The following is a 16,379-nucleotide window of genomic DNA, read 5'->3' on the forward strand; positions in this document are numbered from 1 at the left end:
AGTACCATTCATGTTAAAATAGTAAGAAAGAAGAACTCTGACTCAAGAATGAATAAAAACTCCCTCTTAAGTCTGATGGCAATTTGATAAATTACTGGCATAATAGGAGTATAGCAAGAAGATAACCTTACTTGCATCAATAAATAGTTGTCGATGTCACTGGATAATCAATCATAGATAAAAAAATTGAAGGAGGAAAATTATCATGAGTCAAAAAGAGAGAATTTTAAATTTAGTCAAAGAAGGATTAATTACTGCAGAAGAGGCTTTAGTATTACTAGAGAATGAGGCTAAAGCACCTGAGGAAAATAAGACTGAAACCTTTGTAGAAGAACCAAAAGAATCAGAGGATTGGAAAGAAACTGTGAATGAAACAGTTAATCAAGTAACTGAAAAAGTCACAGAAGCAAGTGCTCATGTGAGTAAATTTGCTAAAAAAACATTAGATTCAGTGAATGAACATTTAGATTGGAAAGATTTAACCGTTAAAGTACCACATTTGACGTCAACAACATTCACTCACCAGTTTAGCTATTCAGAAGTAGAATCAAAAGTTATTGATTTAAAAGTATTTAATGGAGATGTTATTTTCAAAAATGGTTTTAGTTCAGATTTGAAAATTGATGTAGATGTTAAAATTTATGGAAAAGTGGATGTAGAGGAAAAACCTTTAGAACTATTTTTAGAACGTAGCACAATTGAAACGAAAGATGGAATATTAACTTTCCATGTACCAAGTAAATTGGTTCGTTGTAATGTCGTTGTGTATTTGCCACAGAGAGAATATGAAGTCCGTTTTAATCGTAATCCAATTACAAAATAAAGAGTAGATATAGGTAACATTTAAGTTCAGCCTATATGCTGAAAGATAAATCATTCTAAAGTCCTATGACATTTTCTACAATGAAGAGGATAATATAATTATAGTAAGAAGTAAAACTTGCTTAATGAAATTAAAATGAATCAATTGAAAGTAAATAGATAGGACTTAGAGGGAGGAAACAATCATGAAAGAAAGAGAACGAATTTTAGAATTAGTTAAAGAAGGCGTGATTTCAACTGAGGAAGCGCTCGTGTTATTAGAAAACTCAGCTCATAAAGAAGGCAAAGCGGCTGTGAAAAAAGAACAAGCGAATATCCAAAAGCCAATTTTAAAAAAGGCACCAGTTGCTCCAATTCCAGAAATAAAAGAAGAAAAATCAGCTGAACCGGTTTTATCAGATATTGAAGATGCTGCTGAGGAAGGTGAAGCACGTTTAGAACAAGAACAGAATCAAGATCGTGAACGTTTGGAAGCCATTCTTGAGGAACTAGCAAATGAAGCTTCTGGTTATTCGGCTAAACTAGATGAAACGAATAAAGTTATCGATGATTTGAAAGAACAAATTAACGCTAAAAAAGAAGTACAAATGGTTTTTGAAACAAAAGAAGAGTTAGATGAACTCTCTGCTGAAGAAGAAGCTGAAGTAAACATTTTAGAGAATGAAATTGATGCTTTAGAAGATGAAGTGGCTATTTTAGAAGATGAAAAAGAAGAATTAGAAGAAAAACTAAAAACTGTTAAAAAACAACAATGGGGTACCCATAAAAAAAATATTACAGAAAAATTTGAAATTCCTGATGATTGGAAAGAAACGGCCACTGAAACGCTGAATACAGTTGGGGATAAAGTAACAGAAGCTGGAACTCAATTTGGTAAATTCATGAAAGAAACTTTCTCTTCAGTCATAGAAAATGTCGACTGGAAAGATGTAAATATTCGTGTACCTGGATTAGCTACAACTAAATTTGATCATGATTTTGTTTACCCAGCGAGTGAAGCGACAATCTTAGATGTAAAGGTTGCTAATGGAGATGTTGTCTTTAAAAATTGGGATAGTGAAGATATAAAAATTGAAGCTAAAATCAAAATTTATGGGCGATTAGATGTAGAAAATCCATTCGAAGCTTTCTTAGAACGTAGTACAATTGAAGTCAATGATGAACATTTGTTGTTCCATGTTCCTAATAAACGAATTCGTAGTGATTTAACTTTCTATTTACCTGAAAGAACTTACGATCATACAGCTGTTAAATTATTAAACGGAAATTTACGATTTGAAGAATTCGAAGCTAAAGATATTTATGCAAAATCAACAAACGGCAATATTGTTTTTGATCGTCTAACTGCAACTATGTTAGAAACAGAAGGTGTTAATGGAAATGTATCTGTTTTAGATAGTCAAATTCGTGATTTGTTAATCAGTAGCATTAATGGCGGAATTACGGCTCGCGGGGATATTAAGAGTGGTAATTTATCGACTGTCAACGGAACTGTCAAGGCAACACTTACAGGAACTGATTTAAAACGTTTAGAAGCTAGTTCTGTTAATGGAGCGGTTAAAGTTGCGATACCTTCTAACTTAAGTGTTGAAGGAACAGCAAAAACTAATCTTGGATCGATTCAAAGTCGTTTAGAAAACACTGAAATCATTAAAGAGAAAAAAGACCGTACAAACCAGTTCCAAGAATTTAGACGCGTAGCAAGTGAAAATATATTAGTCGTTAAGTTAAGTACAACAACAGGTAGTATTATGTTGAAAGATTCAGAATAACAAATTCGGGGTGAAAGCAGAGTGAATCATGCTCTGCTTGATACCCTAATTAGATAAAATAAAGCTTTACTTTAGTAAGGTATCCTACAAAGAGGTGGAAAACATGAAAAGACTAGAAAAATCAAGATCAAATCGAGTTATTAGCGGGGTCTTAGGTGGTATCGGTGAATATTTTAATATTGATCCAACTATTGTTCGTATTATATTTGTCATTTTAACTGTATTTGGAGTAGGCTCACCATTCCTAATCTATATTGTGTTAGCGATTGTTATGCCAGAAGCTCCAAGAAAAAATAATGAATGGAATGGCTACCAAGGTGGCAATCCTTATTCAAATCATGATTTTGGAAATACAAAAAAAGAGCCAAAACGTAAAGAAGCAGAAAAAGTTGATGATAATGACTGGAGTGATTTCTAATGAAACTATGGCAGGGTGTTGTGATTAATGCACTATTATTCCTAGCATTATCGGGGTTATTCAGAAGCACTTTCTATGTTGAAAGTATCTGGATTGCTTTAGCAGCCAGCTTAGTATTAGCGATTCTCAATATGGCGATTAAGCCGATTTTAGTTATTTTAGCTCTACCAATTACATTTTTAACTTTAGGCTTGTTCAGTATTGTTATTAATGCAGGTATGCTAAGTTTAACCTCAGCTATTGTAGGTAGTGGTTTCCACTTTGCTAGTTTTGGAACAGCTATGTGGGTAGCAATTTTATTGTCGCTATCTAATGCTGTAATTGGGAAACAAACAACTAGTGAGCGTTATTAAGGCACAAGCGAATTATTTTAAAACAGGACATGAGTCCTGTTTTTTTTATTATAAAGTCAGTAATAACCCAAAGCTTTTTTTAACGAATTGGATTCTTCTTTAAAGCCACGCTATAAAATGGTAGAATAGATACTAGCGATACTTGCTTAAAAGTAGAATAAATCTAGAGGAGCGTAATAAACTTATGACCAATAGTGTAACTGTAAAAGAATTAGTTGAAGTTCTTCGTTTAAGTGTACATAACGGGGAAGAACAATTGGATAGAAAAATTGTTACTAGTGATGTCTCACGTCCTGGTTTAGAATTAACAGGTTATTTTAATTATTATCCGCAAGAGCGTGTTCAATTGTTTGGTCGAACAGAAATTTCATTTTCTGAACGAATGACCAGTGAGGAGCGCTTAATTGTGATGCGCCGGATGTGCCGTCCCAATACACCAGCCTTTATTTTATCACGTGGTTTAGTGCCGCCAGAGGAGTTAATTCGAGCAACAACTGAAGCGGGTATCCCTTTACTTCTTTCTAGTTTAACAACGACACGTTTATCTAGTAATGTAACCAATTATTTGGAAGGAAAGTTAGCTGAAAGAATTTCAATGCATGGTGTTTTAATTGATGTTTACGGTTTAGGTGTTTTAATTATGGGAGATAGCGGCGTTGGGAAAAGCGAAACAGCATTAGAATTAATTCAAAGAGGGCATCGTTTAGTAGCTGATGATCGTGTTGAAATTCATCAACAAGATGAGCAAACAGTTGTTGGTGAATCACCTGATATCTTGCGTCACTTAATTGAAATCCGTGGAATTGGAATTATTGACGTGATGAATTTATTTGGTGCTGGTGCTGTTCGTAGTAGCAAGACAATCCAATTGATTGTTAATTTAGAATTGTGGAGTAAAGAAAAGAAATTTGATCGTTTAGGTAGTGGTGATGAATCAACCCGTATTTTTGATGTAGATGTACCTAAAATTTCGATTCCGGTTAAAACTGGTCGTAACTTAGCAATTATTATTGAAGTAGCAGCAATGAACTTTAGAGCTAAGAGTATGGGCTATGATGCAACAGCAACTTTCGAAAAAAACTTAGAAATTTTAATTGAGAAAAATTCAAAAGAAAACAACTAAAGAAACGGGGCTAGAAGATGAGTTTACAATTAGGTGCAATCGATCCAATTGCTTTTTCATTAGGAGGTCTATCTGTACACTGGTATGGTGTAATTATTGCATCTGCTGTCCTATTAGCGATATTTTTAGGTACAAATGAATCTGAAAAACGTGGTATAAAAGGCGACGACATTATTGATATGATGTTATGGGCATTACCTATTTCGATTATCGGAGCTAGAATTTATTATGTCATTTTTGAATGGCGTTATTATATTCAACATCCTGCTGAAATTATTGCTATTTGGAATGGTGGGATTGCAATATATGGAGGTTTAATTGCTGGAGGTTTAACGGTTTATTGGTTTACTAAAAAGCGTGGTTTGCCTTTCTGGCTAGTCTTAGATATAGCTGCTCCAAGTGTGATTATTGCTCAAGCAATTGGACGTTGGGGAAACTTTGTGAATCAAGAAGCTCATGGTGAAGCTACAACTAAAGCCTTTTTAGAAGGCATACACATTCCTGATTTTATTGTGAATAATATGAATATAGAAGGTGTCTATTACCAACCTACTTTTTTATATGAATCTCTTTGGAATGTACTTGGGTTTATTTTATTATTGATTTTAAGAAGACGTAAAAATTTATTAAAACGCGGTGAAGTAGCATTAAGTTATGTTTTATGGTATTCGTTTGGTCGTTTCTTTATTGAAGGACTTCGAACAGATAGTTTAATGTTAGCTCAAACAATTCGCGTGTCTCAATTGTTATCCATTTTATTATTTGTCGGGGCTATTCTTTTATGGATTTATCGCCGGAAGAAATATCCAGAAAATCCTTATTATTTAACAGGTGCTGAATTCGCACAAAAAAATTAGAAAGTTGGGAATTAGGTGGCAATAAAAACTCTTTTATTTGATTTTGATGGAACCTTGGCTGATACAAATGCGTTAATTAGTCATTCGCACCTACATGTTTTAGAAGAGTATTATCCAGGTGCATACAACTTAGACAGTGTCAGAGCCTTTAACGGTCCCTCTTTAGAAATGGTTTACGGTTCATTAAACCCTCAAGAAAAAGATCAAATGATTAAAAAGTATCGTGCATATAATGAACGTCACCATGATGACATGGTAAAATTGTTTCCAAAAGTATCTGAAAACTTAGCTAAATTGCAGAAACATGGCATTCAGCTAGGTGTTGTTTCAACTAAATATAATGAAATTTTAACGCGTGGCTTAACAGTATTGGGAATCAAAGATTATTTTGAAGTTATTGTAGGTGGTCTTGATTATACACATCCCAAACCAAATCCAGAACCTATTTTTGTAGCTGTTGAAAAGTTATCTGCAAATTTAAATGAGACAATCATGATTGGAGATAACTCCCATGATATTGAATCTGGTAAAAACGCAGGAATTCCAAGTGTTTTTGTTGCTTGGTCAGAAAAAACTTTGGAAGAAATCAAACCTTATCAACCGGATTTAATTGTTCATTCAATGGATGAGTTGACACATTTTGTGCTTGAGGAAAACCAGAAATAAAGGAGAATATAATATGGTGAAAAAAATAGCTGTTTTAGGAGCAGGTTCTTGGGGAACAGCATTATCAATGGTTTTAAATGAAAATGGTCATGAAGTTCGTCTATGGGGAAATCATGCTAATCAAATGCAAGAAATAAATGAAAAACACAGTAATTCTCATTACTTACCAGACGTTCTTTTAGATGAAAATATTAAAGGTTATACAGATTTAAAAGCAGCTGTAAAGAATGTAGATGTTGTTTTATTTGTTATTCCAACAAAAGCAATTCGTTCTGTTGCACATGACCTAGCAAAAGTATTAGAAGGACCAGTTGTTATTGCTCATGCGAGCAAAGGGTTAGAGCAAGAGAGTCATAAACGTATTTCAGAAATTTTAGCTGAGGAAATACCAGTTGAAAAAAGAAAAGCAATTGTGGTGCTGTCGGGACCTAGTCATGCTGAAGAGGTGGCTGTAAAGGATATTACAACAATTACTTCTGCTTCTAGTAATGAGGATGCAGCTAAGTTGATTCAACAATTATTTATGAATCATTATTTCAGAGTTTATACAAATGATGATATTATTGGGGTAGAACTGGGAGCGGCTTTAAAAAATATTATTGCTCTTGGTGCCGGTGCTCTACATGGTTTGGGTTATGGTGATAATGCCAAAGCAGCATTAATGACACGTGGGCTAGCTGAGATTAGCCGTTTAGGTGTAGCTTTTGGTGCAGAGCCGTTAACTTTTATTGGGTTAAGTGGTGTTGGTGATTTAATTGTAACCTGTACAAGTATTCACTCGCGTAACTGGCGTGCAGGAAATTTACTAGGTAAAGGCCACAACTTAGAGGAAGTTTTAGCGAATATGGGGATGATTGTAGAAGGTGTCTCAACTACAAAGGCTGCATATGAGTTAGCTCAACAAAAAGGAATTGAAATGCCAATTACAGAAGCGATTTATGCTGTTTTGTATAAAAAAGCAGATGTTAAATTAGTCGTTTCCAATTTAATGACTCGTGACGGAAAATCAGAAGATTAATTCAATTAGAAGGGTGTAAATAGGATGAAAAAAGTAAAAAAAGCAGTTATTCCTGCTGCTGGATTAGGAACACGTTTTTTACCTGCAACAAAAGCAATGGCTAAGGAAATGTTGCCAATTGTTGATAAACCAACGATTCAGTTTATTGTTGAAGAAGCAATTAATTCAGGAATTGAAGATATTTTGATTGTGACTGGTAAAAGTAAACGACCGATTGAAGATCATTTTGATTCCAATCCAGAATTAGAAGCTAATTTAAGAGAAAAAGACAAATTAGATTTATTAAAGTTAGTTGAAGAAACGACTGGTTTAAATCTTTATTTTGTTCGTCAATCTTACCCTAAAGGTTTAGGGCATGCTGTTTTGCAAGCTAAAGCCTTTATTGGGAACGAACCTTTTGTTGTCATGTTAGGCGATGACATTATGGAAGATAAAGTTCCTTTAACAAAACAATTAATGGATCGTTATGAAAAAACACACGCATCAAATATTGCCGTGATGAAAGTGCCACATGAAGAAACTTCTAAATATGGGATTATTGATCCTGAAGGTCAGGTAGATAAAGGGTTGTATAATGTTCGTAATTTTGTTGAGAAACCTAAACCTGAAGATGCCCCAAGTGACTTAGCTATTATTGGTCGCTATTTATTAACACCAGAAATTTTTGATATTTTAGAAAATCAAGAACCTGGTGCAGGTAATGAGATTCAATTAACCGATGCGATTGATACATTGAACAAAACGCAACGTGTTTTTGCCCATGAATTTACGGGCATCCGCTATGATGTTGGAGATAAGTTTGGTTTCTTGAAAACGAGTATTCAATATGGTTTGAAACATCCTGAAATTAAAGACAGTTTACGCCAATATATTGTTAAATTAGGTGCAGAACTTGCTTTAGCCGATAAAAAAGTAGTAGAAAAAAAAGCAACACCTGAGAAAAAATAAATATAAAAAGTGACTGAATCGGTTTATATAATGGTTTTAGTCACTTTTTATTGTGTTGTAAATAGGAATCAGATTAATTCTAAAAATAGGCTATCGAATAGGAATTGTCTGTGTTATACTTAGGGACGAACTTTAACGTTAGGAGGGTACTTATGTCTGATATAGAGCAAAATAGAGCACCGATTATTAATTTTTTTCCTTCAAGTGACTATTATTTTAATTTGGGAATTGAAGCTTTCCAAAAAAATGATATGAAACGAGCTAAAAAATATTTATCTCGTGCAGTGACGCTTTGTAAAACAGAAGAAGAGAAGATATTTGCCCTATGTCAATTAGCGATTTGTCATCAACATGTTGGGGAATTTCAAGAATCAATTCTAATACTAACAGATTTAATTGCTGAAAGTGGCGATATTTTTAGTGAGGCTTATTATTTTCAGGCAAATAATTATGCTTTTCTAGAAGATTTACCAAAAGCGTTGGAATTAGTTGAAACATACTTAAAATTAGATCCATTAGGTGATTTTAGTGAAGAGGCAAAAGAATTGTTAGAAACGATTCAGTCAGAGTTGAACGAGTTTTAATTAAATTGCTTATTATTAGTAAGCATATAAATAGACTAGTTAGTAAATAAAAGGTAAAGTAAAGATATATAGAAAGAATGGAATGGGGTACTAAGATGGAAGTTATTGAAAAAATCTATGATGTTATAATTATTGGATCTGGTCCAGCGGGGATGACTGCTGCTTTGTATGCATCAAGATCTAATTTATCAACGCTAATGTTAGAGCGTGGTGTTCCTGGTGGACAAATGATTAACACTGCAGAAATTGAAAATTATCCAGGTTTTTTAAGTATATTAGGACCAGAATTATCAGATAAAATGTTTGAAGGTGCTAAGCAGTTTGGTGCTGAATATGCTTATGGAGATGTTAAAGAAGTTATTGATGGAGTAGCCTATAAAACAATTATAGCTGGAAATAAAGAATATAGAACCCGTGCCATTATTATTGCTTCTGGTGCTGAGCACCGTAAGTTAGGTGTTGCAGGAGAAAATGAGTACAATGGGCGAGGTGTATCTTATTGTGCCGTTTGTGATGGAGCCTTTTTCCGAAATAAAGAATTAATTGTAATTGGTGGAGGAGACTCAGCGGTCGAAGAAGGTGTTTATCTGACTCAATTTGCTAGCAAGGTAACAATTGTTCATCGTCGTGAGGAGTTAAGAGCGCAAAAGATTTTACAAGATCGGGCTTTTAAAAATGAAAAAGTTGATTTTGCATGGAATTCTGTTGTAGAAGAAATTCACGGGGACGATATGAAAGTTACTGGGGCTGTTTTGGTTGATACCAAAGATGGTTCTAAGCGCGAGATTTCTGCTGATGGAGCATTTATTTATGTGGGTATATTGCCTCAAACAAAAGCTTTTCTAAACCTTGGTATTACAGATGACGAAGGTTGGATTGTGACAAACGAGGAAATGGAAACTAAGCTACCAGGCATTTTTGCTGTTGGCGATGTACGCCAAAAATCATTACGCCAAGTAACAACTGCTGTTGGTGATGGTGGTCAAGCAGGACAAGCTGTTTTCAAATATATTGAAGAGTTAATGGAAACATTAGAAAAATAAAAATCTAAGCTGTAGCTATTTACCAATAAATGGCTACAGCTTTTTCTGTTTTAAAAGCTATTTAAGTAGGAAATGAGAATATTTACTTAAAGTTAATGAAAGCCTTTAGATTGATATGGTATAATCAAGACGATAGAAACAAAGGCTTGATGATTTATATAAAATGAGTAGAGGATGGGTTGAAATGACATGGAAGACAACGTATGAAACATGGGGAAATTTTGAAGATTTGGAGACTAATTTAAAAGAAGAATTGGTATCTTTAGCAGAGAATGAAAAAATGCTAGAAGATGCTTTTTATGCGCCACTTGAATTTGGAACAGCAGGAATGCGCGGGGTTTTAGGTGTTGGCGTGAATCGGATGAATATCTATACGGTTAGACAAGCAACAGAAGGTTTAGCTCGATTTATGGATAGTTTAGGTGAAGAAACGAAAAAACGTGGTGTAGCGATTGCTTTTGATTCAAGACATCAGTCACCGGAATTTGCGATGGAAGCGGCTAAAACACTTGGAGCACATGGGATTCCATCTTATGTTTTTGAAAGTCTAAGACCAACACCTGAACTATCATTTGCTGTTCGTTTTAAGAATGCTTATGCTGGTATTATGATTACAGCTAGCCATAACCCTGCTGAATATAACGGGTATAAGGTTTATGGTGAAGATGGTGGGCAAATGCCACCTAAAGAAGCAGATGCGTTAACTGAGTATGTTCGTGGAATAAAAAACAGCTTAACTATTGATGTTCTTTCAGAGGAAGACTTAAAAAAATCAAATCTATTAACGATTTTAGGTGAGGATGTTGATGCGCCTTACTTAGAACTAGTTAAGACAGTCACTGTTAACTCAGATTTAGTGAAAGAAATGAGTAAAGAGATGAAATTGGTCTTTACTCCATTACATGGAACGGGTCAAATGTTAGGGGAGCGTGCTTTGAAAAATGCTGGTTTTGCTAGTATTAGCGTTGTACCTGAACAAGCGATTCCCGATCCTAATTTTCCAACGATTAAGTCACCTAATCCAGAAGAACACAGTGCTTTTGAATACGCAATTCGTTTAGGTGAAAAAGAGAATGCAGACGTATTGGTTGCAACGGACCCTGATGCAGACCGATTGGGAATTGCAGTCAAGGTTCCAGCTGGTCATTATGAAGTTTTATCAGGTAACCAAATTGCCTCATTAATGCTACATTATTTGTTAACTGCTCAAAAAGAGGCAGGCACATTACAAAGTAATGGAGTGGTCTTAAAATCAATTGTTTCTAGTGAATTAGCAACCGCTATTGCTAAGAGTTTCTCAATTAAAATGGTTGATGTTTTAACTGGGTTCAAATTTATCGCTGAAAAAATTAAACAATATGAAATGGATCATACTCAAACTTTCTTATTTGGTTTTGAAGAAAGTTATGGTTATTTAGTTAAACCATTTGTTCGTGATAAAGATGCAATCCAAGCCCTTGTTTTAGTTGCAGAAGTAGCAGCATTTTATAAAAAACAAGGAAAAACTATGTATGATGGACTACAAGATATTTATGCCACATATGGCTATTATGAAGAAAAAACAATTTCTGTTACATTAGCTGGAATTGAAGGTTCTGCTAAAATTAAAGCCCTAATGGCTAAATTCCGTGAAGAAGCTCCAATTGAGTTTGCTGGTATCTCAGTAGCAAGCATGGAAGACTTTGATGCAAGTCAGAGAATTTATAGTGATGGTAAAGTTGAAACAATCGACATGCCCGCGGCAAATGTGTTGAAATACAGTTTAGCTGATGGTAGTTGGATTGCTATTCGCCCATCTGGGACAGAGCCAAAAATTAAATTCTATATTGCAGCAGTTGCTTCATCGGCTGTAGAAGTAGACAAAAAAGTTGCAGAATTTGAGAAAACAATTCAAACATTAATCAACGCATAAGTTTAGTCATAAAATAGCATGAAATCAGTTTTTATAAAAATTGATTTCATGCTATTTTTTATTTTGGTTCAGATTTATTTTCACTTAAAAAGGGATTTTTGTCATAGTCACTTCTTTTTTAGGACCACAATATTTAGATAGAAATGTGCGAAAGAATAATCTAGTTCCTATGATACGCCCGGTATGTTATAATAGATGAAGAACAAGAGAGTAGAAGGAGATGATTCGATGGTTGATAGCCTTCAATTAGTTATTATTACAGGAATGAGTGGAGCAGGAAAAACTGTTGCTATGCAAAGTTTTGAGGATATGGGTTACTTTTGTGTAGATAATATGCCACCGAGTTTATTACCTAAATTTTGGGAATTAGTAAAAGAATCTGGTAAATTAACGAAAATTGCATTAGTAATAGATTTACGTTCAAGAGCATTTTTTGAGGAAATTATGTCTGCGATTGGGACGATGGATAATACATCATTTATCACGACTAAAATTTTATTCTTAGAAGCAAGTGATGAAGAATTGGTTTCTCGTTACAAAGAAACACGAAGAACACATCCCTTAGCTATGGATGGCCGTATCATGGACGGAATTCGCACTGAAAGAGCTTTGTTAGCGGATATTAAAGGCCGTGCTCAAATGGTGATAGATACCAGTGATGTAACGCCTAGACAGCTTCGAGAAAAAATCATGTCGAGTTTTAAAACAGATGATACACAGCTATTTCGTGTTGAAGTTGTTTCGTTTGGTTTTAAATATGGTTTGCCAATTGATGCTGATGTGGTAATGGATGTCCGATTTTTACCAAATCCTCATTATATCGACAATTTACGTCCGTTAACTGGGATGGATAAACCAGTTTACGATTATGTTATGCAACAACCTGAAACGGAGCTTTTTTACCGAAAATTTATTGATTTATTAGAGTATGTATTACCTGGATACAAAAAAGAAGGTAAAAATAATGTTACAATTGCGATTGGTTGTACAGGTGGGCAACATCGATCAGTAGCATTATCTGAAAGAATCGGTCGTCAATTGATTGCAGATGACTACAAAGTAAATATTTCCCATCGTGATAAGGGGAAACGTAAGGAGACTGTGAATCGCTCATGACAACAATTAAACGCAATCGCAAACCAAAAATGGTTGTAATTGGCGGTGGAACAGGACTTCCTGTTATTTTAAAAGGATTAAAAGCACAGAATGCAGATATTACCGCAATCGTCACTGTAGCGGATGATGGTGGAAGTAGTGGCACATTACGTAATTATGTAAATGTTGTTCCCCCTGGGGATATTCGAAATGTATTATTGTCACTTTCAGATATTCCTGAGATGCAACAAGAGATTTTTCAATATCGTTTTGATACAGAGGATGATTTTTTAGCAGGTCATGCCATAGGAAATTTAATTATTGCAGCGATTTCTGAAATGCGAGGCAATGTTTTTGAAGCAATTCAAGTGCTATCTCAAATGATGCGCGTGGAAGGACATGTTTATCCAGCCGCCGAAGAAGCCTTGATTTTACATGCAATTTTTGAAGATGGCACTCAAGTTTCTGGTGAATCTAAAATAGCTTTGGATCGAAAAAAAATAAAACGCGTGTTTGTTACTCCAACTGAAAATAATCATGAAGCGAAAGCATCACGTGAAGTTATTGCTGCTATTATGGATGCGGATATGGTTGTTTTAGGACCTGGTAGCTTGTTTACAAGTATATTGCCAAATCTGATGATCTCAGATTTGGGCAAAGCTGTAGTTGAAACAAAAGCAGAGGTTGTTCACATATGCAATATTATGACTCAACTAGGAGAAACAGAGAATTTTTCTGATGCAGAACATATTCGTGTGTTGCATGAGCATCTTGAGGCTAAATTTATTAGCACAGTTTTGGTAAATACGGAGCATGTTCCAGAAGGATATTTGGATAAAGAACGCTATGATGAATATCTAGTTCAGGTTTCCCATGATTTTGAAGGCTTAAGAAATGAAGGCTGTAAAGTCGTTTCGGCAGACTTTTTAGAGTTGAGAGATGATGGTGTCTTTCATGATGGCGATAAAGTAGTTGAAGAGCTCTTTCGCCTAGCATTTGGTGCTAAAGTATAAAAGTACTACGTGCCGAGGCTAGTAGTGGAAAGGGGGAGCTTAGTATGTCATATGCTTCAGATGTGAAAAAAGAATTAACGACTTTAGAAGTTCATAAAGAACATGCAAAAGCTGAGTTAGCTGCATTAATTCGAATGAATGGTGCTGTAAGCTTATTGAATCAAAAATTTATTTTAAATGTTCAAACTGAAAATGCAGCAATTGCTAGACGTATTTATGTCTTATTAAAAGATCATTATGAAGTTGAAAGTGAATTGCTTGTGCGTCGTAAAATGAAATTAAAGAAAAACAATGTGTATATTGTGCGTTTGAAACAAGGGACAAAAGAAGTTTTATCTGATTTATCGATTATGGATGGTTTACTTTTTCATGCCCATGTTGCAGACGAAGTATTATACAATCCACAAAAAATTCGCTCTTATCTAAGAGGTGCATTTTTAGCTGGGGGTTCAGTTAATAATCCCGAAACAAGCCGGTATCACTTAGAAATTTATTCAATTTATGAAGAACATAATAATGATATTTGCCAAATGATGAATCATTTTGGTTTAAATGCGAGAACACTTGAGCGTCGAAATGGCTACATTACGTATTTAAAAGAAGCTGAAAAGATTGCTGATTTTTTAGCATTAATCGGGGCTTCAACAGGAATGTTAAAATTTGAAGATGTTCGTATTGTAAGAGATATGCGAAACTCAGTTAATCGCTTAGTGAATTGTGAAAATGCCAATTTAAATAAGGTGATTAATGCAGCAGGCAAGCAAATCGACAATATAATGTACATTGATGAAATGTTAGGGCTAGATAAACTACCAGAAAAATTACGAGAGATTGCAGTTGCTCGAGTAGAAAATCCAGATATTAGCTTAAAAGAATTGGGTGAGATTGTTCCAAGTGGGGCAATTAGTAAATCTGGTATTAATCATCGTCTACGAAAATTAAATGAAATTGCAGATGATTTAAGAGGGAAAGAGTTAGTTAATAAAGTTTAATAAAAAAGCGAGAAATGTATGTTGGAAAATAAACATATATTTCTCGTTTTTCTATTGTTTTTATTTACTTAGTTCGGCTTCAATTAGTTCAGTTAATTCTGCTGTTGTAATATGTTCATCGAAGATATGCTCTCCGATAATAACTGTTGGTACAAAGAATATATTGGCAGCTTCTGCTTCAGCAATAATTCCTTTTATTTCTTTTTCGTTAGGTTGATCTGCTAATCCAAGTGTTTTTTCCACGTAGTTAGCAACTTCAGTGTTTTCTAAATCACCCCAATCATCTTGATGATCGTAAAGATAATCAATTGTAGTGACTGCTTTTTGTGGGTCAGAATAATCAATATGGTGATGTGCAACGTTGCCTTTTTGTAGAGAAGGTTTCTCTTTATCAAAATGTTTTACAATGCGTTGTATTTTTCCATCAGCAACATATTTAGCTAAAACATCTTTCGATAAGTCATGCCATTTCCGGCAATACGGGCAACGCAAATTGATAAATTCAATGACTTTAACAGGAGCGTTATCTTCTCCAATTTTAATTCCAAATGTGGTTCCAACTTCAGAAGCTTTAATTTTACTAATATCCATATTTAATTCCTCCTTAAATTTTACTCTTCCATTGTACCTTGAATACACAGAGTATACACGTTTTTAGCCTATAAAAAACTAGAAAGGCGAATTTACCTTTCTAGTCTCTGCGATTTATTTAGGTAAAGATTTACTATTTACCATGATTTCATCAATTAAACCATAGGCTTTGGCTTCATCAGCACTCATAAAGTTATCTCGATCTGTATCTTTTTCAATTACTTCAATTGGTTGCCCAGTTTGGTCAGCTAAAATTTTATTTAAACGTTCGCGTGTTTTTAAAATATGACGAGCGGCAATTTCAATTTCAGTTGCTTGTCCTTGAGCCCCACCAAGTGGTTGGTGAATCATAATTTCAGCATTTGGTAAAGCAAAGCGTTTGCCTTTAGTTCCCGCTGTTAATAAGAAGCTTCCCATTGAAGCTGCAATTCCCATTGCAATAGTTTGAACATCGGCTTTAATGAAGTTCATTGTATCGTAGATGGCTAAGCCAGCTGTTACACTTCCACCGGGAGAATTGATGTAGATGTAAATATCTTTTTCTGAATCTTGAGCATCTAAAAATAAAAGTTGGGCAATAACAGCATTTGCGACGTTGTCGTCAATAGCTCCGCTTAGCATAATAATACGATCTTTTAAAAGACGAGAATAAATGTCGTAAGCGCGTTCCCCTCTAGATGATTGTTCAATGACTGTAGGTACTAAGTTCATATGTTATTTCCTCCTTCATAGGTTTCACTTCATTAGTTATTGTAACATAAATAATAGAACTGTTACTAATTGTATTTTAACCTAATGGTCAATAAAGGTCAATTTTTTTTGCTTATAATTAAGCGAGAAAATCGATTTAGTTACTAATATGAAGAAAAGTGTCTATTTATACAATAAATGGTTAAAAGAGATGAAAAAATAATAACTTCTTATTTTGCATTACTTGTAAGTTCTTCTTGTCTTTTTTATAAAATTCAGCTAGAATGTAGTAGTTGAGCTTTTCTGAAAAGTCTCCTTAGTGTAATGGATATCACGTAAGATTCCGGTTCTTGAGATGGGGGTTCGATTCCCTCAGGAGACATATCGGCAAGAATGCAAGTAAACAGAAAAACCGTCTAAACCCTTGATATATAAGGCGTTAGACGGTTTTTATATTTTAGTAAAGAACGTATCAAAATGTA

General features: G+C 34.4%; 17 protein-coding genes and 1 tRNA gene. 16 read left to right on the top strand and 2 right to left on the bottom strand.

What is annotated here, in order from left to right:
• The first annotated feature begins 205 nt into the window (after positions 1-205).
• From MHI00_RS04335 to whiA, 15 genes are all read left to right on the top strand, one after another.
• Positions 206-823 carry an SHOCT-like domain-containing protein gene (locus MHI00_RS04335; protein ID WP_015077190.1) on the top strand — a complete coding sequence of 206 codons (618 nt, stop codon included), beginning with the start codon at positions 206-208 and terminating at the stop codon, positions 821-823.
• A gap of 184 nt (positions 824-1,007) precedes the next feature.
• Positions 1,008-2,594: a daptomycin-sensing surface protein LiaX gene (liaX, locus tag MHI00_RS04340; protein ID WP_010051593.1), complete on the top strand. Its 1,587-nt coding sequence runs from the start codon at positions 1,008-1,010 to the stop codon at positions 2,592-2,594.
• Positions 2,595-2,697: 103 nt separating this feature from the next.
• On the top strand, positions 2,698-3,012 hold the full coding sequence (locus MHI00_RS04345; protein ID WP_015077188.1) for a PspC domain-containing protein: 315 nt from the start codon (positions 2,698-2,700) through the stop codon (positions 3,010-3,012).
• Positions 3,012-3,365 carry a phage holin family protein gene (locus tag MHI00_RS04350; RefSeq protein WP_010051595.1) on the top strand — a complete coding sequence of 118 codons (354 nt, stop codon included), beginning with the start codon at positions 3,012-3,014 and terminating at the stop codon, positions 3,363-3,365. Before MHI00_RS04345 ends, MHI00_RS04350 begins: the two co-directional genes overlap by 1 nt.
• A gap of 184 nt (positions 3,366-3,549) precedes the next feature.
• The gene (hprK, locus tag MHI00_RS04355) at positions 3,550-4,488 is read left to right on the top strand and encodes an HPr(Ser) kinase/phosphatase (RefSeq protein WP_010051596.1); all 939 of its coding nucleotides are present in this window, start codon (positions 3,550-3,552) and stop codon (positions 4,486-4,488) included.
• 17 nt (positions 4,489-4,505) lie between these two features.
• A complete protein-coding gene (gene lgt, locus MHI00_RS04360; protein WP_010051597.1) occupies positions 4,506-5,345 on the top strand; it encodes a prolipoprotein diacylglyceryl transferase in 840 nt (279 codons plus the stop codon).
• 15 nt (positions 5,346-5,360) lie between these two features.
• Complete coding sequence (ppaX, locus tag MHI00_RS04365; RefSeq protein WP_010051600.1) at positions 5,361-6,011, top strand: pyrophosphatase PpaX; 651 nt, start codon at positions 5,361-5,363, stop codon at positions 6,009-6,011.
• Positions 6,012-6,024: 13 nt separating this feature from the next.
• On the top strand, positions 6,025-7,029 hold the full coding sequence (locus MHI00_RS04370) for an NAD(P)H-dependent glycerol-3-phosphate dehydrogenase (protein ID WP_010051602.1): 1,005 nt from the start codon (positions 6,025-6,027) through the stop codon (positions 7,027-7,029).
• 24 nt (positions 7,030-7,053) lie between these two features.
• Complete coding sequence (galU, locus tag MHI00_RS04375) at positions 7,054-7,977, top strand: UTP--glucose-1-phosphate uridylyltransferase GalU (protein WP_015077186.1); 924 nt, start codon at positions 7,054-7,056, stop codon at positions 7,975-7,977.
• 152 nt (positions 7,978-8,129) lie between these two features.
• Entirely contained in the window at positions 8,130-8,561 is a 432-nt protein-coding gene (locus tag MHI00_RS04380; protein ID WP_010051605.1) for a tetratricopeptide repeat protein, read from the top strand.
• 95 nt (positions 8,562-8,656) lie between these two features.
• Positions 8,657-9,604 (top strand): thioredoxin-disulfide reductase, encoded by a 948-nt coding sequence (trxB, locus tag MHI00_RS04385; RefSeq protein WP_010051606.1) that lies wholly within the window; start codon positions 8,657-8,659, stop codon positions 9,602-9,604.
• 184 nt (positions 9,605-9,788) lie between these two features.
• Positions 9,789-11,516: a phospho-sugar mutase gene (locus MHI00_RS04390; RefSeq protein WP_332628860.1), complete on the top strand. Its 1,728-nt coding sequence runs from the start codon at positions 9,789-9,791 to the stop codon at positions 11,514-11,516.
• Between the two features lie 228 nt (positions 11,517-11,744).
• A complete protein-coding gene (gene rapZ, locus MHI00_RS04395; protein ID WP_010051608.1) occupies positions 11,745-12,632 on the top strand; it encodes an RNase adapter RapZ in 888 nt (295 codons plus the stop codon).
• The gene (locus MHI00_RS04400) at positions 12,629-13,624 is read left to right on the top strand and encodes a gluconeogenesis factor YvcK family protein (RefSeq protein ID WP_015077183.1); all 996 of its coding nucleotides are present in this window, start codon (positions 12,629-12,631) and stop codon (positions 13,622-13,624) included. Before rapZ ends, MHI00_RS04400 begins: the two co-directional genes overlap by 4 nt.
• 44 nt (positions 13,625-13,668) lie before the next feature.
• Positions 13,669-14,616 (top strand): DNA-binding protein WhiA, encoded by a 948-nt coding sequence (whiA, locus tag MHI00_RS04405; protein ID WP_010051612.1) that lies wholly within the window; start codon positions 13,669-13,671, stop codon positions 14,614-14,616.
• Between the two features lie 60 nt (positions 14,617-14,676).
• Here the strand turns inward: whiA and MHI00_RS04410 are convergent, their stop codons facing one another.
• Positions 14,677-15,207, bottom strand: coding sequence for a DsbA family protein (locus MHI00_RS04410; RefSeq protein ID WP_187957811.1), 531 nt, complete (start codon positions 15,205-15,207; stop codon positions 14,677-14,679).
• Between the two features lie 114 nt (positions 15,208-15,321).
• A complete protein-coding gene (gene clpP, locus MHI00_RS04415; protein WP_010051618.1) occupies positions 15,322-15,918 on the bottom strand; it encodes an ATP-dependent Clp endopeptidase proteolytic subunit ClpP in 597 nt (198 codons plus the stop codon).
• A 289-nt stretch (positions 15,919-16,207) separates the two neighbouring features.
• Here clpP and MHI00_RS04420 point away from each other — a divergent pair.
• Positions 16,208-16,279, top strand: a tRNA-Arg gene (locus MHI00_RS04420).
• The last annotated feature ends 100 nt before the right edge of the window (positions 16,280-16,379 follow it).

It is taken from the genome of Carnobacterium sp. FSL E2-0243, from assembly GCF_038003605.1.
Taxonomy (GTDB): domain Bacteria; phylum Bacillota; class Bacilli; order Lactobacillales; family Carnobacteriaceae; genus Carnobacterium; species Carnobacterium maltaromaticum.